Below are 25,932 nucleotides of genomic sequence, written 5' to 3' on the forward strand. Positions count from 1 at the left end.
ATTATGCAAAAAACTACACTAAAAAAGAAGGCACCTTGCATTAACAATTATTGTGTCTTCTTTAAATACTCATTTTTGCGCTAAATCTATGATTCTTTTATTATTTTTAGACTTGCACTTGCCCCTAACCTGGTAGCTCCATTAGCAATCATTTGGCGAGCTTCAGCTTTAGTATGAATACCACCTGCTGCTTTGATGCCCATTTTAGTTCCGACGGTTGCGGCCATAATCTTAACATCTTCTACTCTAGCTCCAGATTTTGCAAAGCCAGTTGACGTTTTCACATAGTCAGCACCAGATTTTTCTGCTATTAAGCATGCTTTTTTAATTTGCTGCGAATTAAGAAAACAATTTTCAAGAATTACTTTTACCTTTTTTCCCTTTGAATGTACTGCTTCGACAACCGCTTTTTCATCTTTAAGCACCATATCATAGTCTTCTGAAAGAAACGCCCCGATGTTTTGTACCATATCACATTCGTCGGCACCATTTGCGACTGCTTGTGTTGCTTCAAAAACTTTAGTTTCAGTAGTAGTTGCTCCTAGGGGAAAACCAATCACTGTTACAGTATTAATTTTTGTTCCTTGTAATTTTTCACTCACATATTTTACCCAAAAAGGATTTACACAGACAGACGCAAATTGATATTTTTTAGCTTCTGCTATCACCTTGTCAATTTGCTCTTGAGTCGCATTTGGCTCCAATAAAGTATGATCAATATATTTATTAATTTTTTCCATTACCTTTTCTCCTTTTCCGCAAATAGCGTAGTTATAAATATAGCCTAATTGGTTAAGAAATTTTTTAAAAGCACTTTCTTTTTCAAAATTTTCAGGTAAATTCATAAACAAAATTTCAGTTTGCTAATTATGAGTTTATTTTGCCCCAAGTTCATAATACAAAAAGCAGGTCATAAGTTTTAACCAAATTTATGACCTGCTTTAAATTCTTATTAAATTCTTGATGATATCTCTATTTGATTTTGCTTAATGCATCCCTGACAGCATCTTTCAATCCTCTAGTAGTATTAGAGGCGCCCGAAACTGCATCGACATCAACTGTATTTGCGTTAACCATCTTTGCTGGTAGTTCATTGATTGCCTTTTGACCATAATCATCAGATTCAGCTTGTTTCAGCACCTCAACTTTTTTGAGGTTCTTTTGCTTATCAACAATTTAAATTCCATGACAAAAAGCAGCTCACTATTAAGTGAACTGCTTTACTAATTATTTATTCTAAACCAACTTTTTTAAAGATTTCATCAACATGACGCAAATGGTAATGATAATCAAATGCGTCACTTACATCATCTTTTGAAAGATAGTCCATGATTGAACTGCTTTCAACTAATTTTCTAAAGGAAATTCCTTCGTTCCAAGATCTTGTGGTTAATTTCTGAACCATATCATAAGCATCTTCACGAGAAAGACCAGCCTCATCAATCAGTTTTAATAATAAGCGCTGGGAATAAATCAGACCATAAGTTTTATCCATGTTCTTAAGCATTGTTTCTGGAAAAACATCAAGGTTAGTCAAAATGCGATTAAAACGATCAAGCATATAATCAATACCAATTGTCGTATCAGGTAGAATTACACGTTCAGCACTAGAATGGGAAATATCGCGTTCATGCCACAGTGACACATCCTCATAAGCAGTTATAATATGACCCCGTAAAACCCGTGCCATACCACAAAGATTTTCTGAGCCAATAGGATTACGTTTGTGAGGCATTGCTGAAGAACCTTTTTGACCTGCACGGAAATGCTCTTCTACTTCGTGGATTTCAGAGCGTTGCAGACTTCTAATTTCGGTAGCCCAATTTTCAATACTTGTGGCTATTAACGCCAAAGTAGCAATATATTCGGCATGTAAGTCGCGTGGCAATACCTGGCTGGTAATTGGCTGCTGAGTTAAGCCTAGCTGCTTTAAGACACTGGTTTCAACAGCTGGTGGTACGTTAGCAAAAGTCCCAACGGCTCCGGAAATTTTTCCTGATTCTACTCCTTTTGCTGCATGTTCAAAGCGTTCAATATCACGCTTAATTTCCGCATACCAGCGAGCTAGTTTTAAGCCAAAAGTAGTGGGTTCAGCTTGCACACCATGCGTGCGTCCCATTTCCACCGTATTTTTATATTTACGTGCTTTTTCAGCAATCGTCTTTTTTAGTTCGTGCAGATCTTGACGAATAATCGCATCTGCCTGTTTTAAGATATATCCTTGTGCCGTATCAACAACATCCGTCGAAGTCAGCCCAAAGTGTACCCACTTTTTCTCAGGTCCAAGGCTTTCAGAAACTGTTCGTGTAAAAGCAACCACGTCATGATGAGTTACCTGCTCTAATTCTGCCACCCGCTCTGGCGTGAAGCTGGCATTTTGAGCAATTTTAGCAGCATCTTCTTTTGGGACTTCGCCTAATTCACTCCAGGCATTGGTAGCAGCAATTTCTACTTTTAGCCATGCTTCGTATTTATTTTCATCAGACCATATTTTACCCATTTCAGGGCGAGTATAACGTTCCAGCATAAATTACATTTCCCACGGATTTTGTAAAACAATCGTTTGTTCACGGTCAGGACCTACCGAAACAGTAACTAGAGGTATACCCACGAGTTCTGACACACGATTCAAAAACTTCTGTGCATTCTCTGGCAAATCAGACCAAGTCTTAGCACCTGTAATATCTTCCTTCCAAGCAGGTAATTCTTCGTAAACAGGTTGGCAGCGGTCTAATTCTTTTAGACTAGCTGGATAGTAGTCAATTTTTTGACCATCAAGTTCATAAGCAGTTGCAATTTTAATAGTGTCAAAGCCGCTAAAAATATCAAGCAGGTTAAGACTTAAACCGTTAATGCCAGAAACGCGCTTAGCGTGACGTAAAGCGACTGAATCAAACCAACCTACGCGCCTAGGACGACCGGTAACTGTCCCATATTCATGAGCAGTTTCACGAATACGGTTACCAGTTTCATCTAATAACTCAGTTGGGAAAGGTCCGGCACCAACACGGGTCGTATAAGCTTTGCAGACACCAATGACAGTTTTTAACCGATTAGCACCTACCCCCATGCCACTGGCAATGCCACCGGAAATGGTATTTGATGAGGTAACAAATGGATATGTTCCTTCATCTATATCAAGCATAATTCCTTGTGCCCCTTCAAATAACACTTTTTCATCATTATCTAGGGCATCGTTAACTAGCACTGAAGTGTCAGTAACATATTTTTTCATTTTCTGACCGTATTCAAAGTATTTGTCAAAAATATCTTCAAATTTCAGTGCCGGTTTGCCATAAATTTTGGTAAATACTTCATTTTTTTGCTCTAAATTAGCGCGTAATTTAGCTGCAAAAGTGTCTTTTTCAAGTAAGTCACAAACGCGAATACCAATTCTGGATGCTTTATCCATATAAGCCGGTCCGATACCATTTTTAGTAGTACCGATTTTTTGATCACCTTTTGCTTCTTCTTGATATTCATCTTGCTTGATATGATATGGCATGATGATATGAGCCCGGTTAGAGATTTTTAATTTACTGGTATCGATTCCCTTTTCAGCCAGATTCTCTAATTCGCTAAATAAAACCTCAGGATTAATAACTACGCCATTACCAATTACGGCCCCTTCTTTTGACGCAAAAATACCTGAAGGAATTAAACGCATCTTAAAATCTTGGCCATTTATTTCAATAGTATGGCCAGCATTATTACCACCATTTGAACGAACAGTATAAGCAGCTTCATTACTCAAAAAATCAGTAATTTTGCCCTTTCCTTCGTCGCCCCATTGGCTACCAACGACTGCAACTGCTGTCATATTTATTCACCTCATTAAATTTCTACAAATATCACGTAAATAGTCTAGCAATTTACCATTCTTTAGTCAAATTTAAATACGAATTATTATAGCTGGTACATTTTTGATAGTTCGATTTTTATGTTGACAAAAAAACTTTTATTGATTATAGTTACTTCGTTTGTAAAGAGATTTTATTTAGGAGCCGATTTATTTATGAGCAATTATTTCAGTATGGAAGCCTTTGATTATGATGATATCCAGCTTGTGCCGAATAAAGGGATCATTAAGAGCCGTCATGATGCAGATACCAGTGTTAAGTTCGGAAACCGAACATTTAAAATACCAGTCGTACCTGCCAACATGGAAAGCGTAATTAACGATGACTTGGCGGTTTGGCTGGCCCAAAACGGCTACTACTATGTCATGCACCGCTTTCAACCTGAAAAGCGTTTCGCTTTTATCAAAATGATGCATGAAAAAGGCTTATTTGCCTCTATATCTGTTGGCATTAAAAAAGGCGAATATGATTTTATTGACCAACTAGTGGAAGAAAACGTCAAACCTGAATATATCACAATTGATGTAGCTCACGGTCATTCTATCTATGTCATTGATATGATTAAGTATATTAAAGAAAAATTGCCTGACACTTTTTTAACAGCAGGCAATATTGCGACCCCGGAAGCAGTGCGTGAATTAGAAGGTGCAGGAGCAGATGCCACAAAAGTTGGTGTTGGTCCTGGCCGCGCTTGTATTACCAAGCTTAAAACCGGTTTTGGCACTGGTGGCTGGCAACTCGCTGCGCTAAGAATGTGCAGTAAAGTAGCTAGCAAACCGCTGATTGCTGATGGCGGTATCCGTTATAACGGCGATATAGCAAAGTCAGTTCGGTTTGGTGCTACAATGGTTATGATTGGTTCAATGCTTGCAGGACATGAAGAATCACCTGGTAATGTAATCAAAATTAACGGTAAAACCTATAAGCAATATTGGGGATCAGCTTCTGAAGTCCAAAAAGGTGCCTATCGCAATGTTGAAGGTAAACAAATGCTCGTTCCCTACCGTGGCCACATTGCCGATACTTTAAGAGAAATGCAGGAAGATTTGCAATCCTCAATTTCATATGCCGGGGGCAGAGATCTTAGTTCAATTAAATTAGTTGATTATGTGATTGTTAAAAACACAATCATGAATGGCGACAAATAAGCAAGTTGTTTTCTTATCCCTAAATTTTTAAATATGGTAGTAGGTTGCATTTTTCGTTAAAATAATGTTATCCCAGTTCTGTTAGGTAGTCAGAGCTGGGATTTTTTGTGTTCTTAATCAAAGGCTGTTTTGCCTCGCCTAAATCTGAAAGCAGATCTTATATATTTTCAATTATGTGACTTATATTTCTTTATTTATGTTTTTTTATCAACTTTAAAGTGTTACACGAAACATGAAAAGCGTATAATTTGTTTGTAGTAAAGCTAAATTTTGTATAGAGGTAACAAAAAATGAAATTAAAAAAAGTGATTATGTTGGTAGCTGCCTTGATAGGTGTCGGCACGATTGGCAATTTTATTAATACGCCAAGTAATGTGCAAGCTAAGCAAACCCAGGCAGTTTTTCCTAAAAGCTGGCGTGGGACATGGTACTCATATAATTCCAAGACAAAGAAAATCGATAAGATGACTTTCACTAAAACAAAACAAATTTATTACGAAAACGGCCACCAGTATCCTAAATTGTTAAAAGCTAAACCTAAGGTTATGCCTAAACCTAGTAAAAAAACAAGATCTTGGATTTATTTATCAAATAAAATGACTCAAAAAGGCTATACTTGGATAGGAGTTGGCATTTGGGGTTACCCTGACGAAGGTACGCTTGATTGGTATAACGTTGCTAAATTAGATGGAAATAAAGTTTTAGGTTATGCAGAATATCAGAATGTTTATTGGTATGTAGATAGTCACTGGTATCAGACAGCTAAACTTGCCAAAAAGTTAAAAGATCGCAAATATCCAAATTACGACTTTATTATTGGCGGCGATGACTTATAAATTTATCCGTATATTCTTATTTTGTTTTTAAAGGGAATAAATAATGAAGAAAAAATCAGTTGTTAAAATTATTGCTACTTTTTTTGTGCTATTGACTGGCCTTATTCTATTTTCACCTAAAAGCGTTAGTGCATCTGCTATAACAATTAAAGCAGCTTTTGATAAAAAATATTATAACGTTAATTCTACTGAAAAGGCTTATAGTAATTGGGTAGGAAATGTTATTTTTTTCACTCGACATCTAAAAGTTAACACGGGAAAGCCAATGTTCTTTACTCCAAGCATATATGTTGTTAATAAAAAGGCGACGGGACTTTCTGCTAAAGAAGATGGCATTTACATAAATAACATCGACCACAAAAAGTTTGTACATGGTCGTGTTTATTTAATGCGATTTCGCTTTAATCTTTCTCACCTTAAGCCAGGGAAAAAATATCGTTTTAAAAATGACATGCACTTCAATAGCCCACATTATGCTAAATATCGGTGGTTTACTCAGAAGGCTTCACGCAAAGGCAATCTTTCCAATAGTACCCACCTTCCTCAAGTAGACCTGTATGTCAACTGTGGCGCCAAGAAATCCTTTTTGAAAAAGGTAATGCATAATAATAAAAAGATCGTTAATTCGAAAATTAAATTATATTAGTATTTTTTCAGCACATAGGTTTTATTATTTTATGAAGGGAGAAGCAATGAAGAAAAAAAGTCTTATTGCAATGATTGCCAGTATTTTAGTATTACTAGGTACTGGTTCATTTAGTAGTCCACAACCAGTATCTGCTGCTAAACATCAAATATTTGTGTACAGCAAAACATATGTCTATGATCATAAGGGCAAGAAAACCAAAAAAGTATATAAAAAGAGCAAAAGTCTTTATTATACTTCTGTTAAAAAGATTAAAGGTTATAAATATTATCGTATCGGTAAAAATAAATACATCCACTACTACGATGGTTTACCGCTCAATATAGTCAAAACACCAAAAAATAGGCCTGCTAAAAACGGGGCAAGTTTGATGGATTTTATGGCAAATGATAGTTCGCTAACTTCTGCTCAAAGACAGGAAGCACAAAAAGCAGCGACTTTACTTAGAACAGGCAAAATAGATAGTCAAGCGCAAAAAGGCGCACCATCGTGGTTTAATACTTATGTCAAACTAGGTGGCAAAGATGATGCTACTAGCAACGTTAATATTAAAGCTTCCCTTCAAAGTCTTGCTAATGCAAACAAGGAAAGAACTAAAGCTGGAGTTGGTGCGCTAAAAATTTCCCCAACTTCTACAGCCATTTCCATGATTGATGCAGATTATCAAAAACAGGGTTCCTTAAATCATCCGGGCTTTTACGGCTATCATTTCAACCTGGAAAATCTTTCTGCCGGTGCTGAGCCAATTAGCAACTGGATGACTGAAAAAGTAGCCTGGGAATGGGACGTAAAGAAAAGCCCTAGCCTAGCGCCCTATGAGTTCACTCCTAATTGGGAAGACCCTGTATATCATCAGGCCGTTTTAGGAACAAACGGTTATAGAATGGCAGGACACTATACCAATTTATTAAATAAGGGACATCGCGTAATGGGCATGGCTCACATGACGCAAACTCCTTATGGTGCTGCTGATGCTTTTAATGCAACTAATGAAGGAGAAGATGGCGCAATTACTTTGGCTCAATATAAGGCTATAGTAAAAGAATGGTTAAAGAAATAAACATCTTCACTTCTTAAGTATGAAAAAATCTGTTAGTTTATATTGTGAAATTTCACAATATCTTACTAGCAGATTTTTTTGATCACTATTTAATTAATTTCTGCACTTCCTACTTAATTTCTTCAAAAAGCGGAATCTTTTTCTGACTTTTGACCTCAAATAGGCCCTTATCTGAAATTTTAATGGTTGGTGAAACCAGTAAAGACAAAGTAGAAAACGACATAATCTCGTTAGGATTTTTATACCCTAGCTCCTGCAGTGTTTTGCGCACCTTGCCAATTTCTGTACCTAAAACAGACATTGGTTGGTCACTGGCAACTCCACCAATCGGTAATTTTGCATTGGCAACTATTTTGTCACCTTTTGCTGCAATATAGCCGCCCTGCTGTTCAACCAGCTGATGCTGAATCTTGAGCATTGCGGCAGTATTAGTGCCCATGATCATTATGTTGTGGTGATCATGCGCCCAAGTTGCTCCTACCGCACCCTCTTTTACAATACCACGGTCAACAAAGCCCAGACTATAGTGTCCATCGCCGCTATAACGATCTTGCACCATAATCAATGCTAAGCCGGCTTTCTGCCATTGAACTATGTGATCTTTTACCTCCAGTTTTTCTTGGATATGGTTGGTAAAAGTACCTGCTGGATTAAGTTGAATAATATTTGCCAATACTTCTCCGTTTGCAACTAAATCTGTTTTTGCCACAAAATCATCGGGTAGTAACTTAGGCGCGTTAACTGAGTGACGTAACTCTGGCAAAAATTGGTAACCTGTCTGCTCCTTGATATCTGCCGCGTTTATCCCATTTTTATAAACAGCTGCTATTGACAAATCATGCAAATCATCGAGGATAACAAAATCAGCTACTCGGCCGGGAGCAATTGCACCTCTATCCCATAATCCCATATGGCGAGCCGGTGTATAAGTAGCTATGTAAATAGCTTCTTCAGGTGTCATCCCCATTTTGATTGCTTTTTTCACCAAATAGTTCAAGTGACCATGAAGCAGAGTGTCAGGCATAGAATCATCAGTTACCAGGGCAATATGGTCAAAGTAATTGTTCTTAATGATCGTATCAATTACTTCCTGCAACATCGATTTCAGTTGCACCTCGACAAACATGCCATTAGGAACTTTTTCATTAACTAAGGCAGCTGTCTGTTCCGTATGATCAGTAGTAACTCCAGCATAAATAACTTTAGCCAGATCTTCACCAGCATATGCTGGCACATGACCTTCAAGAGGCATTGTGGGTTTTTCCTCACGACAAACTTTGATAATATCTTTGATCAAGGTTTTATGCGGAGAAGTCATATCCTTAAAGTTCATCACTTCGCCTAAACAAATAAAGCGCGGATCTTTAAGCAGTTCTTGTACTTCTTTCACGCCAATTTTGCCACCTGTCGTTTCCATATCTGGGTTCGTTGATGGAACCGACGATGGAATGCCAAAGAAAATATCAATCGGTGACGGCTCTGCAATGAAATTTTTTAGTCCCTTGATACCAGCAACATTTGTTACTTCATGGTCGTCAGCAATAATCGTTGTCGTACCGTATTTTAGAATAGTTTGTCCCATAATCGCAGGAGTAGTCATGGATGAATCGATATGCATGTGGGCATCAACAAATCCTGGAATTAGATATTTACCCTTAAGATTAATTGTCTTTTTAGCCCTAATTCCTGGTAAGTCTTGATTAATCCAATAAAATTTACCGTTTTTGACCGTAACTTGAGTGTCAACAAATTTACGTAAAAAGACGTTAAAAACATGGCCATTTTTTATCAAAAGATCAACTTGTGTCATTTTTCTCCTCCATAAATAACGAAAGAGTTGAAATATTCCAACCCTTCATTTTATATCTACTTATTCATAATTTTATTCCATTGATTAACCCAAGAAGGCAAGTGGCTATTAACATAGAAGAAATTCATGTTCTTTGCACGTTTAGCCACATCCCCATAAGTTTTATTAGCGGCTTCAGCCGGTGTTAACTTAACTTGCGTGTTAACTGGGGCATTATTAAGTGATTTTGCACTGGCACATTTCTTTTGAATAGCTTGACTTAGTCTAAAATTAATATACTTATAGGCAGCATCTGTATTCTTGCTATTCTTCAAGATGGCAACAACATTGCTGTTAGAATATGTGCCTGATGCTGGAACAATGTATTTAAGTTCAGGATTAGTAGCCTGCAACATGCTAATAGCATAGTCACCAACAACGGCCACACTAATTTCACCTGTTTTGAACATATTGGATAAATCTGAACTTTGGTCATATGTCTTAACCACATTAGGCTTCAGTTCTTTCATGGCTTTGAAAGCTGCTTTACCGCCATCACTTGGGACACTGACTTTAGCATGGCGACCAGCAATATACAGTATCGCAGGACCAAAAGTGTTAGTAATGTCAGGAATAGCGATCTTGCCTTTCAATTTTTTAGACCACAGTTGATCCCACTCTGTAATATGAACTTTTTTAGGATTGTAAATAATACCTACGCTGTTAACAGTGTAAGGAACAGTTCCGGTATCTTTAGCCAGCTTTTGTTCACTACTGGATAGATATTTAAAATCCTTGATTTTAGAAAAATCTACTTTTTTATACAACTTCTTTTTCGCACCAGCATAAGCATTCTTTTGTGCCACTTCAATCACGTCAACTGAAGAATTAGGATTATGCTCAATTTGAGTTAAGCTTGTAGTTGTATCTGCAGTAAATTGTGCGGAAACTTTAACGTTATTTTTCTTGGCAAAAGGATTGAGTACATCTGATCTCATTTGCTTAGTCAAGATGCCAAACGTAGAAACAACTAACTTGCCACCGTTTGCTTTAGAAGAACAAGCTGAAGTAGCAATAGCTGCTCCCGCAACAATTAAACTGGCTGCCATTAAACATACTTTTTTGATTTTCATGATAGACCTTTCTGTAAATCTAAAATGCCTTATTAATGAGGGCAGGTTCTTTTTTGATAAATTATTGGTTCATAATTTTATTCCATTGACTGACCCATGAAGGCATCTGCTTGTTCACGTAATAAAAGTCAATAGTTTTTGCTCTTTGCGCGATCGCACCATATGTTTTATTGGCAGCTTCAGCAGCAGTCAATTTTACTTGTGAATTAACCGGGGCATTATTAAGCGATTTGGCACTGGCGACTTTCTTTTGGTTCGCTTCACTTATACGAAAGTCAATATACTTATATGCCGCTTGAGTATTCTTACTGTTTTTCAAGATTGCAATATCATCGTAGTTAGCATATGTCCCTGAAGCTGGCACCAGATACTTCAAACTAGGATTAGTGGCCTGCAGCATGCTGATTGAAAAATCACCTACGACTGCTGCGGTAATTTCTCCCGTTTTAAACATATTACTTAAATCTGAACTTTGAGAATAGGTTTTAACCACATTCGGCTTTAACTGCTTTAACGCTTTGAAGGCAGCCTTGCCATCATCCTTTGTTACGCTGACTTTAGCATGGTCCCCTGCCACATAGAGCATTGCAGGACCAAAAGTTGTTACAATATCAGGAATCGCAATCTTGCCCTTTAAGTTCTTAGACCATAAGTCATCCCAACTTTTAATGTGAACCTTTTTCGGATTATAAATAATGCCAAAGCTATTAACAGTATACGGAACAGTATTAGTGTCTTTTGCCAGCTTTTGCTGGTCAGCGGATAAATATTTGAAATTCTTGAGTTTGGAGAAATCCAATTTTTTAAAGAGTTTCTTTTTAGCACCTGTAATCGCATTATTTTGGGCCAATTCAATGACATCTACCGGTGAATTAGAATTGTGCTCAATCTGCGTTAGACGAGTTGAGCTATCCCCAAACTGTGTAGACACCTTAACATTATTTTTCTTGGCAAACGGATTAAGCACGTCCGAGCGCATCTGTTTAGTTGCTAAGCCAAAAGTAGAAACCGTCAGCTTGCCGCTGCCAGCATTAGACGAACAAGCAGAAGTTGCCAAAGTTGTGCCAGCAATGATAAAACTAACTGCTAATAAACAAGCTTTTTTAAATTTCATAACCATACCTTTCTAAAAACACTGACTATTCTGATAACGGGTGAAGATGCTTAGCAGGAAGAGTTAGCGTTACTTCTTCTCCTGAACTGCGCATCTTTTGCCGTGCTTCCTCAACTTGAAAGTCCCCAATGGCTGAATGAATGGCATACTTAAAACTTTGTCCTAAATATTCTCGACTCATAATTTTACCGGTAAATGTATTTTCAGAAGCATCCGCTAAATTCAAGTGGATGTTTTCTGGACGAATGGTTAACACTTTTGCATTTTGATTTGGTTCAACCGTGGTCAAAACCGTATTGCCTACTTTGATATGGTGCTCATCCTGACGATTAGCAGCAGTGACAGTAATAAAATTGTCATAACCAATAAAACGGGCAACATATTCTGTTCGAGGATGATGAAAAATATTTTGTGGCGTGTCAAACTGATCAATGCGTCCTTGTTTCATAATTAAAACTCTGTCGGAAATTGCGAAACATTCTTGCTGGTCGTGTGTGACAAATAGTACCGTCATTTTAAGTTTTTGCTGCAAGTCGCGAATTTCTTCTCGCATTTTCAGCCGCAATTTAGCATCGAGATTGCTTAAAGGCTCATCCATTAATAGCAATTCGGGATTAGTAACCAGAGCCCTTGCTAATGAAACTCTTTGTTGCTGCCCTCCAGAAAGCTGCGCTGGAAATTGTTGAGCCAGTTGACTTAAACCGGTAGTTGCCAGCATTTCAGTCACTTTTTTCTTGATAGTATTTTTGTCAAGCTTGCGCATTTTCAGTCCAAAAGCAACGTTATCAAAAACATTCATATGGGGAAAAAGTGCGTAACTTTGAAAAACCATCCCGAAATTTCTCTTATAAACAGGCACTTTGGTAATATCTTTACCGTTAACTAAAACTTGTCCTGCAGTTTCTGGAATTAAACCGGCAATAATTCTAAGTGTAGTCGTTTTGCCACAGCCAGAAGGTCCAAGAATGGAAACCAGCTCACCGTTATTGACAGCAAAAGATATATCTTTTAAAACTTTAGTTTTACCATCGTATGATTTTGCTAAATTTTGTACTTCTAAATTTGCCACTGCACTACTCCTCTACTTTGTAATATTTTTAATACCAATCGCTTTTTCAACCAAAAACATCATGAGTGCTGTAAAGATCATCAAAAGCACAGAAATTGCTGATACAGTAGGGTCATAATTATTTTGCAAATAATTTAAAATTGCCGGTGGCAACATGGTTAAAGAAGGGCCGCTCATGAATAAAGAAACTGGAATATTGTTGAAGGAATTGATGAAACACATCATAAACGCAGCAATGATACTGGCCTTAATATTTGGCAAAACAATTAGGAAAAATCCTTTTTTGCGAGAGCAGCCACAAATCCAGCCCGCTTCTTCGATGTGACTGTCCATTAGCAGCATACTGGCTGTAATTAAACGAATGACATACGGTAAACACAAAAGAAAATGTCCGACAATCAACCCAATAAATACCGGAATTCTCATAGTAATAACTGCGGCTTGATAGAGCGCAAAGCCAATAACAATTTCAGGAATTAAAGTCGGACTGAGGAAAAACGATTGAAACCAAGCGGCATGATGAATGTTGTAACGCGTCAAGGCGTAGACAGCAGGAATGCCAATAACTAAAGCTGAAATGCTGGCAATTAAAGCTACAATTAAACTTGATTCAAAACCTGCAATAAAATCAGGCTGTTGGAAAATATTGCTGTACCAAGAAAGGGTAAAGCCGGTAATCGGTAATGAAATCGAGCTTTGCGTATTAAAGGATGTAATTACGACTAAAATTAGTGGCAACATGATTAAGGCCAAAATAATAATCGAAATCACAGTCAAAGCTTTATTTTTACGATCAAGCATTAATTGGCCTCCGATCTAAATGTTGGCTAAGCTTCCTCATGAGCCACATTGAAAGAGCAGAAATAACAATTAAAATTAATGAGATAACGCTGGCATTTTGCCAATTACCTAACGTCATTGCTTGCTGATAAATCATAGTTGCCATTACCAAATGGCGGTTGCCTCCAAGAATTTCTGGAGTAGTATAAGCTGTCATCGTTCCAGCAAAAACTAAAATACAGCCAGTTAAAATGCCGGTAGTCAATTGTGGAATGATCACCTTAAACAGTGTGCGCCACGGATTGGAACCAAGAACGGCTGCAGCTTCTTCAACTTCCACATTTAATTCAGCCACGCTACCAATTAACGAATTAATCATAATTGGTAAAAATAAATAAACAGAACCAATAATAATAGAAGCATTAGTGTAAAGAATATTTAGCGGTGACTTAATTAGGTGCAACGCCAGTAAAATTTTATTGACGATTCCGTCATGACCCAAAATAATAATCCAAGCAAAGTTTCTTACAACTGCATTGGTTAACATGGGAAAAAGAATTAGCAAATTCAGTACTTGTCTGACTACTGTTTTTTGTCTTCCTACCCAGATAGAGATAGGTATCCCAAGGATCAAAACAACAATCACTGTTATAACCGCTATCAAAAAACTACGTCCAAGGACTGCCCAGTTGAAAGAACTTTTTAAAAATTGTGCGTAAAGTGAAAAGAAGCCACTTTTACTTTGGAATGTTGGTATTGCAATTTGAATTAGGGGGAAAAAAGTGAATACCAATACTCCCAAGAATGCAGGAATTAACAACCATACTGCTGTTTTGCGATTCATATATTACCTCCGCTTTGTATATTAGGTTATCTAATTTTTAATCCACTGTCAACATCAAATACGAATAAAATTTATCTTTTTTCATTAAATAGTTTGTATTTTTCAACTAATGAAAGTGCTTAAGATTGCCATACGTGTATTATCAAGAGCATTACGAACATTAAACAAAAAACTCTTTTAAGCTGAATTAAATCAGTTTAAAAGAGTTAATTTTTATATTAAATATTGAACAGCCCAAAGCTTGGCTTATTTATTAAGAAAAACATTACTTATCAGGGACACGCACCAAATTATCTCTAACTAAACACTCAGCAATTTCCACAGTATTGCTGGCAGCGCCCCTTAATAAGTTATCAGCAACTACCCACATATTAAAGGCGCCAGGATTTTCTTGGTCTGAACGAATACGGCCAACGAAAATTTCTTTTTTACCTGCTGCTAAAAGTGGTTGTGGATAAATTTGGTTTTGCGGGTCGTCTTGTAAAACTAACCCGGGAGTCTGCTCGATTTCCTGCTTTATTGCAGCAGCAGTCGCTGACTGATCTTTCAACGTAAAATAGACTGTCTCACCATGACCAATTTCAACTGGCACACGAACACAAGTAGCAGTAACTTTTATTTGCTTTGTGTCCTGATCATTAAACAAAATCTTTTTGGTTTCATGAATCATTTTCCATTCTTCGTGCGTATAGCCATCATCTTCAAAAACATCAATCTGCGGTAACAGGTTAAATGCCATAGGATAATGCTTTTTAGCAGACGCAGTTGGCAAAATTTTGGCTTCAGTTTCTTTATTATTCAGCCTATCTTGTGCTTGTTGCAACAGTTCACCCCAAGCCGCTTTGCCAGCACCAGAAACCGCTTGGTAAGTTGAAACGATTATTTGCTTAATACCCCACTTAACGTGAAGCGGATAAAGCGCGGCAACCATCTGAATGGTCGAGCAATTAGGATTAGCAATAATGCCATGATGATTAACTAATTGGTCATCGTTAACTCCGGGAACAATTATTGGAACATCATCATTCATACGGAAAGCACTAGTATTATCTACACACACTGCCCCCCTTTTTACAGCTTCAGGCAACAATTTTTTTGAAACAGCACCGCCAGCAGATGATAAAACCAAGTCAACGCCAGTGAATGATTCAGGTTGTGCCTCTTCAACTGTAATTTCTTGCCCTTTGAATTGTAACTTCTTGCCTGCTGAACGCTTAGACGCTAGCAACTTAACTTGCTTGACTGGAATTGCTGCTTTTTCCAGCTCACTAATTAAACGTTGACCTACTGCACCTGTAGCACCCAAAATTGCAACTACATACTCTCTCATCAGTTTTCACCCTTTTCTGCTAAAAACTTTTGGATTCGACTCATAGCAGTATGAAGATTTTCGTCACTGGCAGCATAAGAAAAGCGGATATAGCCCTCACCACCAGGGCCAAAAGCATTTCCGGGAGTGCCTCCAACTTTAGCTTTATGGGCCAGATCCAGTGCGAAAGCTTCATCATTCTTACCATAACTTGCTGGTATTTTGGCAAAAACGTAAAATGCACCCTCACTGGCATGAGTTTCTAAACCCATATTATTTAATGCATTAACAATATAGTCACGCCGTTTTTGATAAATTGGTCGCGCTGCAGCCGGATCCTGATCACCGTTTTCCAAAGCTTCAGTAGCTGCTGCTTGTGCCGGATTTGATGGAGCTGTAACCAAGAATGCGTGCATTTTTGCAATTAAGCTAATTAAAGCGGCTGGTCCAGTTACATAACCCAAACGGTAACCGGTCATCGCATGAGACTTGGATAAGCCATTAATTAGTAGGGTACGATCGGGTAAATAATGCGCAATCGATACGTGATTAAAGTTATAAGTCAGCTCACTGTATATTTCATCAGAAATCACATAAAGGTGATGCTCTTTAATGATTGGTGCTATTTGCTCTAAAACAGAACTGGGACATTCCCTGCCAGTTGGATTAGTAGGATAATTCAGTAAAATCGCTTTAGCATGAGGGTGCTCATCCAGTGTCTTTTCCAAATCTTCAGGAGTCAACACAAAATTGGTTCCTGACGTATTGATAGCAACCAACCTAGCTTTAGTGTATTGAATTAATGGAAAATAAAGGGCATAAGAAGGAGTCGGTACAATAATTTCATCCCCCGGTTGAAACAAAGCCAGCATTGTTGCGGCTATAGCTTCAGTTGCACCCACTGTAACTACAATTTCGCTGTCAGGATCATAAGTTAAGCCTTGCTTGCGCTGTAAAAAATTGCTAATAGCCTGACGCAATCTAGGTGTTCCTTTTTGAGCAGAATAATGTGAATCATTATCTAAAATGCTCTGAGCAGCTGCTTTTTTAACATGTTCAGGTGTATTTAAATCAGGTTCTCCTAAGGTTAATTTTATTAAATCTGGAATGTCCTCAACTTTTTGGGCAAAAGCACGTATACCAGAAGGAGGGATTTTTTCCAATGGTGTATGAATAATAGAAGTTAAATCAGTAGCTAATTGTGGCATTTTTGTTCTCCTTATAAATTATAAAATCTGGTCTAAACCGACCACTAAATCTGGTAAGTCCATTACCCGACTCAAGGCCACTTTCACGCCCTGCATGAATGAAGAACGGGAAAATGAATCTTGTCTGATAGTTAAAGCCTCTCCGGTGCCACCAAAAAGCACCTGTTCGTGAGCTACATAGCCTGGTAAACGAACGGAATGTACAGGAACGCCATCATAATCAGCACCACGAGCTGCAGAATCGTTCGTAGTTTGAGAGCAATTTTCTGGATTGCGGTTAGCTGCTATCACTTTGGCAGTCGCAATAGCAGTAGCGCTAGGTGCATCCCTTTTATCAGCATGATGCATTTCAATTACTTCTGCATCAGGAAAATACTGGGCAGCTTCTTGTGCAAACTTCATTAATAAGACAGCCGACAAACCAAAATTTGGAGCAATAATGCCACCAATTTTTTCTTTTTGTGCAATTGCTTGCAGCTTTTTTGTTTGATCTGGGGTTAAACCACTTGTTCCCACAATGGGGTGCATATGGTGCTTTAAAGCAAATTTAGTATTTTCATAAACGGCTTGTGGGGTGGTAAAATCAATCCAAATATCGGCATCAATATCGACAGCAGTCAAATTGTCAAAGCATTTAACTGAAGCTCCAAATTCTGAACTTTTAGATGCCGTTGGAGCTAAAACAGCTACTAATTGACAATCCGTTAATTTATTAACTAATTGCACCGTTTGTTTTCCCATAGATCCTGTGGCCCCAGCTACCAAAATTTTTTTCATATTATACTCCTAGTTCTAACGGCAGTTTATGCAATAAAGCTGATTCATCTAAACCTAAATGAACAGCTAATTGCCGCTTTTCTGCTTCATTTAAGTCCATAATAGGCAGACGACAGCCACCAGATGGTAAGCCTTGTGCATTTAAGACAGCTTTAACTGGAGACGGTGAAGGATACATGAATAAGGCTTGCATTTTCGGCATTAGTTGTCTTTGCAATTTACCCGCTGCAGCTACTTTACCCTGATCTAAATCATTATACATTTCACGCATGGCCGAACCATAAACATGAGAAGCTACCGAAATCACTCCTTTTGCACCTAAAACTTTAGCAGTTAAAGATTGCAGGTCTTCGCCTGTATACACTAAAAAGTCACTTGCTGCGTGTTCGACAATATATTCTAAGTCTTCTAACTCCGCACATTGCTTAACACCAGCAATTTTAGGATTATGCGACAGACTAACCAAAGTTTCTTTGCTAATCTTAATTCCAGTCCGACCTGGAATGTTATAAATAATAATTGGGACGGGAGAATTTTCTGCTACTTTTTCAAAGTGGGCTATAATTCCTCTTTGATTAGGCTTGTTATAATATGGCGCTACTACCAAAGCGATATCAATGCCAGGAATTTGCCCTACTTCTTGAGTAAATGCAACTGTCTGTGCAGTATTATTACTGCCCGTGCCCGCAATTACGGGGACTCGCCCCGCAATTATTTGAGCAAACTTAGTATATAGTTCTATTTTTTCATCATGGGTCATTGTTGCTGTTTCCCCAGTGGTGCCACCAATCACAAAACCATTGCTGCCGGTATTAATTAAATGTTCTGTCAATTCTTTCAGTCCGGGATAATCAACTTTTCCTTCTTTATTAAAGGGCGTAATTATCGCGGTCAATAAATCTGCTTTATCAAAATTAGTCATGTTTTTTCTCCTTTTGAGCTACATATGACTCAGTAAAAAGCCTACCATTGCTTTAATTCCTGTTACTATTGCTTCTTCGTGTGGGTTAAAGGTTGCAGAATGGAGTTGAGAATTATCGTTCACTCCCAGCCAGAACATGGTACCGGGAATTTGTGCCAGTAAGTAGCCAAAATCTTCCCCTGTCATAGCCGGTTGCAACTCTTGGTAATCAATTTGAGGATTTTTCTTCATATAATTAATGAATTCTGCTGTAATTTGGGGGTCATTTTCAACTGGCCAATAGCCACCCTGATTAAGCTGCAAATCAACCTTAGCATTAAAACTCTGCGCTATTCCTTGAGTCACATCCCGCAGGCGCTGATCTATTCTTTCAATCATTTTTTGGGTTAGTCCGCGAATAGTCCCTTCTAGATGAGCATGACCTGCAATAGCATTTCTAACTGTTCCGGCCCTGACCTTTCCTATTGTAATAACTCCGCTTGCAATGGGATCAATACTACGTGATACAATTGTCTGAATTTGTTCTATTAAAGAAGAAGCAGCTACTACCATATCATTGGCTTGTTGTGGATATGCGGCATGCCCATCTTTACCATATAAATCAATATTGATTTCAGTTGTTCCCGCAAATAATGTTCCTAAACGGCAGCCAATTGTGCCAGTAGGCAAATCAGGTGTAACATGCAAGGCAAAGAACTCATCAGGGCGCCATTTGCCAGTAAAGACTCCAGCCTCATAGGCTTTTTTACCGCCACTTTCACTTTCTTCAGCTGGTTGAAAAAAGAAAAGCAAATTATCCTGTGGCTGATGTTCACAAAAATAATCCAAAATTCCCAGTGCCACTGTCATGTGAATATCGTGACCACAGGCGTGCATTTGACCTTGAGTTTTGGAGGCAAACGGCAAAGACGTTTTTTCTTCAATAGGTAAGCCATCAATATCTGCTCGATAACCGATTGTTTTTTGCGGTTTACTTCCCTGAACCCTGACCAATATTGCTGTGGGCAGCTCAGGGCATGTGCGAACTTCAATATATTTTTGAGTAAAATTGCCAATAATCTGTAATAAATATTTTTGTGTTTGGTGTTCATGCAAGGCCAATTCAGGAATTTGGTGTAAATCGCGGCGAATTTTAATGAGTTGCTCAGAAGTTAACATTAATTAATTCACAGCTTTCTTAATCCCTGTTCAATTCCTGTCTTAGAGGCAGTTTTTTGATCACGCATTTTAACAACTTTTGCCGGCACTCCGGCTACGACACTATTTGCTGGGACATCTTTAGTTACTACAGCACCTGCTGCTACCACTGCATGGTCGCCAACTTGGACTCCTTCTAAAACCACGGCGTTAGCACCAATCAAAACGTTTTTGCCAATTTTCACAGGTTGTGCTGAAGCCGGTTCGACAACTCCGGCAATTACGGCACCCGCTCCTACGTGGCTGTTCGCACCAACGATTGCTCGGCCGCCCAAAACAGCATTCATATCAATCATGGCATTTTCGCCAATTTCTGCTCCAATATTAATGACAGCCCCCATCATAATTACCGCATTTTTCCCTATCTCAACGTTTTCACGGATAAGCGCACCCGGTTCAATTCTGGCGGAAATATTTTTTAAATCCAATAATGGAATGGCTGAATTACGACTGACATTTTCCACTTGATAATATGTTATCTTTTCTGCGTTTTTTTCTAAAAAGGGTTTCAATACTTGCCAATCTCCAAAAACGACACCAGTGTGAGTTTCATTAAAAATTTTGCAATCTTCAGGCCAGTCCAGTTTAGCCATCTCACCTTTGACATATACTTTAACTGCTGTTTTTTTGGTTGAATTAGCAATGAAATCAATGATTTCAGCAGCCGACATTTTTTTCATATTTATTAATTATCCTTTCGTTTGATAAAAGCGATCATGGCTGATTAGATCCGCATAAGTTTCACGTGTAACTACTACTTGTGCTTGACCATTTTCTGCAAATACAACGGCTGGACGTGGAACACGGTTATAATTTGAAGCCATACTATAGCCATAGGCCCCAGTAGCCAGAACTGCAATTACATCACCTGGTTTACTTTGAGGCAGTGCCAGTTCGTTAATAAGAATATCGCCTGATTCACAATAGCGCCCTGCCAGTCTGACAGTTTCTTCAGGCTCTGCATGAGGATTTTCTGCTAATAATGCCTCATATTGTGCTTGATAAAGTGCCGGTCTGATATTATCTCCCATACCACCATCTACTGTAACGTAAGGCAATAGTCCCGGTACTTCTTTGCGTGCACCAACTGTATATAAGCTATAACCAGCCTCTCCTACAATTGAACGACCCGGTTCTATCCAGATAGCCGGCATTTTTAAGTGACTTTCTTGTATGCATTTTTTGACTTTCTGCACTATTTGACTGATAAAAGTTTGCGCAGTCAAAACTTTGTCCTGTTTGGTATATCTAATGCCAAACCCGCCACCTAAATTTAAGACTTGAGGCTGGTAATCATATTTTTGTTTCCAATTATTGACCAGTTGCATAAGTTTTTCAACTTCCAGCTTAAAACCAGCTGTTTCCAAAATTTGTGAACCGATATGTGCATGCAAGCCAATCAAGTCCATCTGTTTATTAGCTTTTACCTCTAAAAATGCCTGCTCGGCTTGGCCTGATCTAATATCAAAACCAAACTTACTGTCTTCTTGACCAGTTTGGTCGTATTCGTGAGTATGAGCTGAGACCCCTGGGGTCAGTCTCAGCATCACTTGCACTTGAGCATTTGTTTTTTGCAAAATTTGCGTCAGCAACTTAATTTCATAAAAATTATCTAAAACAATCACGCCGACATGGTTTTGCACAGCCATTAATAACTCATCTGCTGTCTTATTATTGCCATGAAAACTGATTTTTTCTGCCGGAAATCCTGCTTCTAATGCCGTGTACAATTCTCCACCTGAAACAACATCAACATGTCCACCAAGTTCATTAATTACCTGATAAATCGCAATTGTAGTAAAAGCCTTACTTGCATAACTAATTGCATAATTTACACTTTCTTCTGCGAATGCCTTTTGGAAAGCCTGAAATTGCTGTTTGATTTTTTGTACGTCATAAACAACTAATGGAGTACCAAATTCTTTTGCCAGTTTCAATGCATCTACTCCACCAATTGCCAAGTGACCTTGAGCGTTAGTCTGGTAATAATCATTAGCAGCCATTTAAGTCTCTCCTTTTTGTTAAATAAAAAAGGCTCTCTTGTTGTGCTTAACAAAAGAGTCCTTCAAGTTATTATCTGGTATCAATTTTGTCGATAGCGCTCCGCGAATATAAAATTGCGACAGTCCGTAACCTGTTAGATTACGTCCCAGCTAATTAATTACCGCAATAATTAATGCTTCGGCAACCGCCCCTTTAACTGGCTTCTCAGCTTTTGCAGAAACTCCACCAGCTACTTTTGTTGGTTGCAACCTCTTCGATTTATTAAAATATTATTATTAATTAATATGATTGTCAACCATTTTTGCTGGTAAATATTTTTTGATTTTCAAATCCCTAAAATTATTTTTTGCAATTAATTGTTTCAAAGTTGTAGCAAAGGCTATTATATTCGGCATTTATCGACAGCATTTTTACCAAAGTTTTCTTAAGAGAAATAATAGCGTTATTAATTAGCAATTTTCTTTTTTCGTTTGAAGATTAAAATTTTAATGTTAAAATCCAATACTAATTACTTAAATTAAATTTAATTGTGAAAGGTATTAACATGAAAGTTGTAAAATTTGGTGGTAGTTCTTTAGCGGACGGAGAACAATTTCAAAAAGTTTTAAAAATTATTAATGCTGATCCGGCTCGTAAAATCGTAGTTACCTCAGCGCCAGGAAAAAGATATAAAAATGACACTAAAGTAACAGATTTATTAATCGAGTATGCGCAAAAAGCAATTGCTAAACAAGATTACAGGGAAGTCGTTAAAACAATTTGGTCCAGGTATCATGACGTTGCTGCTTATTTTAAAATACCCGAACAATTATTAAAGCCTTTATTGCAAGAATTACAAAATCTACCCAATATCTCTTATCCAAACAAGGATTTTTTAATGGCAGGCTTTAAAGCGCACGGAGAAAAACTAAATGCTCAGCTTTTGACTTTAATTTTACAAAGTCGTCATATACCAGCTCGTTTCTTAGACCCGAAAGAATCTGGTTTTATTGTGACCAACAATCCTAATGACACTCAGGTTTTGCCGGAAACTTACAGCAATTTGCAAAAGTGGGCTCAAACTTCAGACTTATTAATTGTTCCCGGCTTTTATGGTATTACTCAAGACGGTTTAATTGCTACTTTTTCTCGTGGCGGTTCTGATATTACCGGAGCAATTTGGGCACGCGGACTTGACGCTGACCTTTATGAAAATTTCACTGATGTCGATGCTATTTACGCTGCTGATCCTAGATTAGTTACGCATCCCCACGCTGTTAATGTTATGACATACCGCGAGTTGCGGGAACTGTCATATGCGGGTTTTTCAGTTTTTCACGATGAAGCTATTATTCCTGCAATTGAAGGACAAATACCAATTAATGTCAAAAATACCAATCACCCAGATTTGCCGGGAACAATGATCGTACCTGAAAATAACTTTCAGCCTCAAAGTACAATTACAGGAGTAGCTAGTTCTGGTCATTTTGCAGCATTATATTTACATAAATACTTGCTAAATAAACAGGTTGGTTTTACTCTTAAATTACTACAAATTTTTTATAAATTTAATATATCTTATGAGCACATGCCTTCAGGAATTGATGATTTAACTGTGATTTTTGACAAACGCCAATTTAATGAGCAAATTCGCCAGCAAATGTGTTTTGAAATTCAACAGGCACTTAATCCTGATCAATTAGAGTGGATCGATGACTATGCCATTATCATGGTGGTAGGAGAAGGAATGAAAAACAAAATTGGCGTAATGAAGAACATCACGCTGCCTCTAGCACAAAAGCATATTGCAATTCATATGATTAACCAAGGTGCTTCACGAATCTCAATTATGCTGGGTACCAAAAAAGCGGACGCTGCTGCTGCTGTTAGAGAAATTTACCACCAGTTTTTTAATTAATTTAAGGAGAGATTTTTATGGTACAACTACAAAAAGTTCACGGTTCACAGAATAAATTTTTTCTACTAGATCAAACTCAATTGCAAACCCCTTTAACTAAAGACGAATTGGTCAATTTGGCTTGGCAAATAACAAACTCTGCCACTGGATTATTAAACGGAGCTGATGGTCTGTTAGTAGTCAGCAATTCGCAGCACCCACAAGTTTTAGGCAAAATGCAGGTCATTAATGCTGATGGTTCTTTTGCTTCCATGTGTGGCAATGGCTTACGGACTGTGGGCCGTTATCTAGCGCAAAAATACCACAAGCAATCTTTCAAAGTCGAAACAATGCAAAGTGATTTGCGTGTTAGTTGTCAGCCAGACTGGGCGCAAAACGTTAAAGCAGTTAGTGTCGAAATCAGCCCAGTTAGTTTTGCAGCTGCAGATCTTCCTTTTACTAACTTAGGTTACTCTGAACTACTAAACCAAGCAGTACCTGAATTTGCACCCAAGTTAACTTTTTCAGCAGTTGCTGTTCCCAATCCTCATTTGATTAGTTTAGTTTCAGATGATGTTTTAAAAAGTGACCTACTAGCAAATTTAGGAACAAAATTAAATCATAAAAATCCTTATTTTCCAGATGGAGTAAATGTCAGTTTTGCTAAAGTTTTGTCTTCTGGCCACCTTTTCGTTCGCACTTTTGAGCGCGGTGTTGGTTTTACCAACGCTTGTGGTACTGGCATGTCTGCAGCAAGCTTAATTTACGCTTTGACCAACAAGTCACAGGATCTGTTTGATAAATTGCTGACTGTTTCAAATCCCGGAGGATTTGTCCAAACAAAGGTACATCGCACCGCCAATAGCTATTGGATCGAATTAATTGGAAATGCGACAGTTACACATTACATTGACGTTGCAGAAAGTACCTTGCACCAGAAGCAGCCTGATTTTAATAATTTTAAGATTACCACTACTTCAGAGAATGAAGCATATCAGAATTTTATTGCTGTGAATAATAACTAAATTAGCTGATATTTTAAGAGTCTGGGAAAAAAGTGTTCTTTGAAGTTAAATTTAAAAATTTCACAATTTAAAAAGACCGACAAGTCAACGTTTTATTGACGTGATTTGTCGGCCTTTTTTAGTTAGGTTAGAGTTTTTTCCCAGACTCTTAAATTATATTTTTTAAAAAGGATAACCAAATTTTGAACTCAATTAAAATATCCTTTTTATCTATCTTGGCAAACGTTCATTTCTCGATAAAAAGCTTTTAAATGGTTGATGGGGCTCAGTTTGATACCAATAAGCTACTGTTGCAATATCATCTGAACGTTCGAACAGGCCAATATCATCATTACCTATATCTTGAAAAGTAACTTTTAGATTTTTAGTAAAAGCTATTGGATCCGGTAAATGCCATCGGTACAACCCATGTTCTGGTAAGCCATCATTCCCACAAGCATGAACAGAATTAGGGTCTGATTTTCCTGCGCTAAACATATCCCGCGAATGGTCTTGAGTTTCGTGAAACGGATAACCTTGATAGGCAGTTGAAAAAGTATAAGTTTCTGGCAAATGTCCATATTCCTGTTTTTGAAAAGCCCAAGCTCCACCAAAATAATCTTCTGCCCCAGTTGAAGTTACAGTAGGATATTGATTATCTTCATCAATATAAAATTTAAATTCACCTTCACCCCACCAATATCTTTGTAAAGCGCAAAGAGCCATGTATGTACCCACATAATAGCCTTTGCCCTTTACTCCATCAAGTAAAGTATAATCCTGTCCCATTTTTACTGGATTTTCGCGGTTCCAAAGCGCATGAAAATACAATAAATCTTCAGTTTTGGTTTTTTTAACATAATTTATAGTATAAAAAAAGTGTTTAATAAATCCAGGGTGTTCGTTTGTAATAGTTATTTTTGCATGTTTGTTAAAGGGCATTTTAAAGTAAGAATTCATGCCACCAAAGGGATTTACAACAATTGGTATAGAATTAACTATACATCGAGTTCCAAAACCATTACAGAAGAAGTCACCCAATGGGACTTCCACAGAAGGATTTTGCTCATTGTCCCAGTACATTCTCAGCACTAAATCCCTCAAAACAAAGCTTCCCTTAGTTGTCTTGTCTGTAACTGTAAACCACATATGGCGAATTTCTCCTGGCCCAATAATGTCAGCTAATGTTACTGTTTCTCCCTGTTCAAGCGAAATATCAGCACTTCCTTTCCTTTGTGGTCCCAGCTTGCCGGTTGCCATTGCTGCCTTCCCAGGAGCCCCTGTCTTATTTTCGGCAGAAATAGTCCTGCTTTGTTCGTTTTTAAAATGTAATACATCATCTAAAGAGCTCATTCT

General features: G+C 37.8%; 24 protein-coding genes and 1 riboswitch. Of the genes, 6 read left to right on the plus strand and 18 right to left on the minus strand.

All coding sequences use genetic code 11. From position 1 onward, the window contains the following. Positions 1-86: 86 nt before the first annotated feature. The 4 genes from deoC to ACZ2M0_RS03795 all read right to left on the minus strand — a co-directional run bounded on the left by deoC (position 87) and on the right by ACZ2M0_RS03795 (position 3,820). Positions 87-740, minus strand: coding sequence for a deoxyribose-phosphate aldolase (gene deoC, locus ACZ2M0_RS03780; protein WP_490058584.1), 654 nt, complete (start codon positions 738-740; stop codon positions 87-89). 232 nt (positions 741-972) lie between these two features. Continuing rightward, positions 973-1,176: an FMN-binding protein gene (locus ACZ2M0_RS03785; RefSeq protein WP_490058635.1), complete on the minus strand. Its 204-nt coding sequence runs from the start codon at positions 1,174-1,176 to the stop codon at positions 973-975. Positions 1,177-1,231: 55 nt separating this feature from the next. Further along, on the minus strand, positions 1,232-2,527 hold the full coding sequence (gene purB / locus ACZ2M0_RS03790; RefSeq protein ID WP_223902353.1) for an adenylosuccinate lyase: 1,296 nt from the start codon (positions 2,525-2,527) through the stop codon (positions 1,232-1,234). 3 nt (positions 2,528-2,530) lie between these two features. Beyond that, positions 2,531-3,820, minus strand: coding sequence for an adenylosuccinate synthase (locus ACZ2M0_RS03795; protein WP_490058585.1), 1,290 nt, complete (start codon positions 3,818-3,820; stop codon positions 2,531-2,533). A gap of 195 nt (positions 3,821-4,015) precedes the next feature. On the opposite strand from ACZ2M0_RS03795, the gene ACZ2M0_RS03800 reads away from it, so the two are divergent. The 4 genes from ACZ2M0_RS03800 (at position 4,016) to ACZ2M0_RS03815 (ending at position 7,550) form a co-directional block, all read left to right on the plus strand. Next, entirely contained in the window at positions 4,016-5,008 is a 993-nt protein-coding gene (locus tag ACZ2M0_RS03800; RefSeq protein WP_490058586.1) for a GMP reductase, read from the plus strand. Between the two features lie 290 nt (positions 5,009-5,298). Beyond that, positions 5,299-5,844: a hypothetical protein gene (locus ACZ2M0_RS03805; protein ID WP_490058587.1), complete on the plus strand. Its 546-nt coding sequence runs from the start codon at positions 5,299-5,301 to the stop codon at positions 5,842-5,844. 43 nt (positions 5,845-5,887) lie between these two features. Next, on the plus strand, positions 5,888-6,490 hold the full coding sequence (locus tag ACZ2M0_RS03810) for a hypothetical protein (RefSeq protein WP_490058588.1): 603 nt from the start codon (positions 5,888-5,890) through the stop codon (positions 6,488-6,490). Positions 6,491-6,536: 46 nt separating this feature from the next. Then, a complete protein-coding gene (locus tag ACZ2M0_RS03815; RefSeq protein ID WP_490058589.1) occupies positions 6,537-7,550 on the plus strand; it encodes an SLAP domain-containing protein in 1,014 nt (337 codons plus the stop codon). A gap of 109 nt (positions 7,551-7,659) precedes the next feature. Here the strand turns inward: ACZ2M0_RS03815 and ACZ2M0_RS03820 are convergent, their stop codons facing one another. The 13 genes from ACZ2M0_RS03820 to lysA form a co-directional block, all read right to left on the minus strand. Continuing rightward, positions 7,660-9,360 (minus strand): adenine deaminase C-terminal domain-containing protein, encoded by a 1,701-nt coding sequence (locus ACZ2M0_RS03820; RefSeq protein ID WP_490058590.1) that lies wholly within the window; start codon positions 9,358-9,360, stop codon positions 7,660-7,662. A 56-nt stretch (positions 9,361-9,416) separates the two neighbouring features. Next, entirely contained in the window at positions 9,417-10,472 is a 1,056-nt protein-coding gene (locus tag ACZ2M0_RS03825; protein ID WP_490058591.1) for an ABC transporter substrate-binding protein, read from the minus strand. A 61-nt stretch (positions 10,473-10,533) separates the two neighbouring features. Next, a complete protein-coding gene (locus tag ACZ2M0_RS03830; RefSeq protein ID WP_490058592.1) occupies positions 10,534-11,586 on the minus strand; it encodes an extracellular solute-binding protein in 1,053 nt (350 codons plus the stop codon). Positions 11,587-11,611: 25 nt separating this feature from the next. Further along, positions 11,612-12,655 carry an ABC transporter ATP-binding protein gene (locus ACZ2M0_RS03835; protein ID WP_490058593.1) on the minus strand — a complete coding sequence of 348 codons (1,044 nt, stop codon included), beginning with the start codon at positions 12,653-12,655 and terminating at the stop codon, positions 11,612-11,614. Positions 12,656-12,667: 12 nt separating this feature from the next. Further along, positions 12,668-13,456, minus strand: a complete 789-nt coding sequence (locus tag ACZ2M0_RS03840) for an ABC transporter permease (protein WP_490058594.1) — start codon at positions 13,454-13,456, stop codon at positions 12,668-12,670. Further along, on the minus strand, positions 13,449-14,279 hold the full coding sequence (locus ACZ2M0_RS03845; RefSeq protein ID WP_490058595.1) for an ABC transporter permease: 831 nt from the start codon (positions 14,277-14,279) through the stop codon (positions 13,449-13,451). The genes ACZ2M0_RS03840 and ACZ2M0_RS03845 overlap by 8 nt, the downstream gene beginning before the upstream one ends. A 265-nt stretch (positions 14,280-14,544) precedes the next feature. Beyond that, positions 14,545-15,612 (minus strand): aspartate-semialdehyde dehydrogenase, encoded by a 1,068-nt coding sequence (locus tag ACZ2M0_RS03850; RefSeq protein WP_490058636.1) that lies wholly within the window; start codon positions 15,610-15,612, stop codon positions 14,545-14,547. After that, positions 15,609-16,796, minus strand: a complete 1,188-nt coding sequence (locus ACZ2M0_RS03855) for an aminotransferase class I/II-fold pyridoxal phosphate-dependent enzyme (protein WP_490058596.1) — start codon at positions 16,794-16,796, stop codon at positions 15,609-15,611. Before ACZ2M0_RS03855 ends, ACZ2M0_RS03850 begins: the two co-directional genes overlap by 4 nt. A gap of 18 nt (positions 16,797-16,814) precedes the next feature. Next, entirely contained in the window at positions 16,815-17,573 is a 759-nt protein-coding gene (dapB, locus tag ACZ2M0_RS03860; RefSeq protein WP_490058597.1) for a 4-hydroxy-tetrahydrodipicolinate reductase, read from the minus strand. Position 17,574: 1 nt separating this feature from the next. After that, entirely contained in the window at positions 17,575-18,495 is a 921-nt protein-coding gene (dapA, locus tag ACZ2M0_RS03865; RefSeq protein WP_490058598.1) for a 4-hydroxy-tetrahydrodipicolinate synthase, read from the minus strand. A gap of 18 nt (positions 18,496-18,513) precedes the next feature. Continuing rightward, positions 18,514-19,653: an N-acetyldiaminopimelate deacetylase gene (locus tag ACZ2M0_RS03870; RefSeq protein ID WP_490058599.1), complete on the minus strand. Its 1,140-nt coding sequence runs from the start codon at positions 19,651-19,653 to the stop codon at positions 18,514-18,516. Between the two features lie 8 nt (positions 19,654-19,661). After that, the gene (dapD, locus tag ACZ2M0_RS03875; protein ID WP_490058600.1) at positions 19,662-20,372 is read right to left on the minus strand and encodes a 2,3,4,5-tetrahydropyridine-2,6-dicarboxylate N-acetyltransferase; all 711 of its coding nucleotides are present in this window, start codon (positions 20,370-20,372) and stop codon (positions 19,662-19,664) included. A 9-nt stretch (positions 20,373-20,381) separates the two neighbouring features. Continuing rightward, on the minus strand, positions 20,382-21,695 hold the full coding sequence (gene lysA / locus ACZ2M0_RS03880; RefSeq protein WP_490058601.1) for a diaminopimelate decarboxylase: 1,314 nt from the start codon (positions 21,693-21,695) through the stop codon (positions 20,382-20,384). Positions 21,696-21,779: 84 nt separating this feature from the next. Next, positions 21,780-21,958: riboswitch (Lysine riboswitch) on the minus strand. A 282-nt stretch (positions 21,959-22,240) separates the two neighbouring features. On the opposite strand from lysA, the gene ACZ2M0_RS03885 reads away from it, so the two are divergent. Together ACZ2M0_RS03885 and dapF are read left to right on the plus strand one after the other, a co-directional pair. Then, positions 22,241-23,593 (plus strand): aspartate kinase, encoded by a 1,353-nt coding sequence (locus ACZ2M0_RS03885; RefSeq protein WP_490058602.1) that lies wholly within the window; start codon positions 22,241-22,243, stop codon positions 23,591-23,593. A gap of 17 nt (positions 23,594-23,610) precedes the next feature. Beyond that, a complete protein-coding gene (gene dapF, locus ACZ2M0_RS03890; protein ID WP_490058603.1) occupies positions 23,611-24,597 on the plus strand; it encodes a diaminopimelate epimerase in 987 nt (328 codons plus the stop codon). 210 nt (positions 24,598-24,807) lie between these two features. Here the strand turns inward: dapF and ACZ2M0_RS03895 are convergent, their stop codons facing one another. Next, entirely contained in the window at positions 24,808-25,929 is a 1,122-nt protein-coding gene (locus ACZ2M0_RS03895; protein WP_187154129.1) for a glycoside hydrolase family 172 protein, read from the minus strand. Positions 25,930-25,932 lie beyond the last annotated feature (3 nt).

The organism is Lactobacillus sp. VURO6/B1 (VP7) (assembly GCF_058139575.1).

What these genes read in the sequence shown, in the direction of transcription:
- dapD (WP_490058600.1), bottom strand. Translation starts at nt 20,372, where the DNA reads ATGAAAAAAATGTCGGCTGCTGAAATCATTGATTTCATTGCTAATTCA.
- ACZ2M0_RS03800 (WP_490058586.1), top strand. Translation starts at nt 4,016, where the DNA reads ATGAGCAATTATTTCAGTATGGAAGCCTTTGATTATGATGATATCCAG.
- ACZ2M0_RS03820 (WP_490058590.1), bottom strand. Translation starts at nt 9,360, where the DNA reads ATGACACAAGTTGATCTTTTGATAAAAAATGGCCATGTTTTTAACGTC.
- ACZ2M0_RS03825 (WP_490058591.1), bottom strand. Translation starts at nt 10,472, where the DNA reads ATGAAAATCAAAAAAGTATGTTTAATGGCAGCCAGTTTAATTGTTGCG.
- dapA (WP_490058598.1), bottom strand. Translation starts at nt 18,495, where the DNA reads ATGACTAATTTTGATAAAGCAGATTTATTGACCGCGATAATTACGCCC.
- deoC (WP_490058584.1), bottom strand. Translation starts at nt 740, where the DNA reads ATGGAAAAAATTAATAAATATATTGATCATACTTTATTGGAGCCAAAT.
- ACZ2M0_RS03830 (WP_490058592.1), bottom strand. Translation starts at nt 11,586, where the DNA reads ATGAAATTTAAAAAAGCTTGTTTATTAGCAGTTAGTTTTATCATTGCT.
- ACZ2M0_RS03805 (WP_490058587.1), top strand. Translation starts at nt 5,299, where the DNA reads ATGAAATTAAAAAAAGTGATTATGTTGGTAGCTGCCTTGATAGGTGTC.
- ACZ2M0_RS03845 (WP_490058595.1), bottom strand. Translation starts at nt 14,279, where the DNA reads ATGAATCGCAAAACAGCAGTATGGTTGTTAATTCCTGCATTCTTGGGA.
- dapF (WP_490058603.1), top strand. Translation starts at nt 23,611, where the DNA reads ATGGTACAACTACAAAAAGTTCACGGTTCACAGAATAAATTTTTTCTA.
- ACZ2M0_RS03815 (WP_490058589.1), top strand. Translation starts at nt 6,537, where the DNA reads ATGAAGAAAAAAAGTCTTATTGCAATGATTGCCAGTATTTTAGTATTA.
- ACZ2M0_RS03795 (WP_490058585.1), bottom strand. Translation starts at nt 3,820, where the DNA reads ATGACAGCAGTTGCAGTCGTTGGTAGCCAATGGGGCGACGAAGGAAAG.
- ACZ2M0_RS03870 (WP_490058599.1), bottom strand. Translation starts at nt 19,653, where the DNA reads ATGTTAACTTCTGAGCAACTCATTAAAATTCGCCGCGATTTACACCAA.
- lysA (WP_490058601.1), bottom strand. Translation starts at nt 21,695, where the DNA reads ATGGCTGCTAATGATTATTACCAGACTAACGCTCAAGGTCACTTGGCA.
- ACZ2M0_RS03895 (WP_187154129.1), bottom strand. Translation starts at nt 25,929, where the DNA reads ATGAGCTCTTTAGATGATGTATTACATTTTAAAAACGAACAAAGCAGG.
- ACZ2M0_RS03885 (WP_490058602.1), top strand. Translation starts at nt 22,241, where the DNA reads ATGAAAGTTGTAAAATTTGGTGGTAGTTCTTTAGCGGACGGAGAACAA.
- purB (WP_223902353.1), bottom strand. Translation starts at nt 2,527, where the DNA reads ATGCTGGAACGTTATACTCGCCCTGAAATGGGTAAAATATGGTCTGAT.
- ACZ2M0_RS03840 (WP_490058594.1), bottom strand. Translation starts at nt 13,456, where the DNA reads ATGCTTGATCGTAAAAATAAAGCTTTGACTGTGATTTCGATTATTATT.
- ACZ2M0_RS03810 (WP_490058588.1), top strand. Translation starts at nt 5,888, where the DNA reads ATGAAGAAAAAATCAGTTGTTAAAATTATTGCTACTTTTTTTGTGCTA.
- ACZ2M0_RS03855 (WP_490058596.1), bottom strand. Translation starts at nt 16,796, where the DNA reads ATGCCACAATTAGCTACTGATTTAACTTCTATTATTCATACACCATTG.
- dapB (WP_490058597.1), bottom strand. Translation starts at nt 17,573, where the DNA reads ATGAAAAAAATTTTGGTAGCTGGGGCCACAGGATCTATGGGAAAACAA.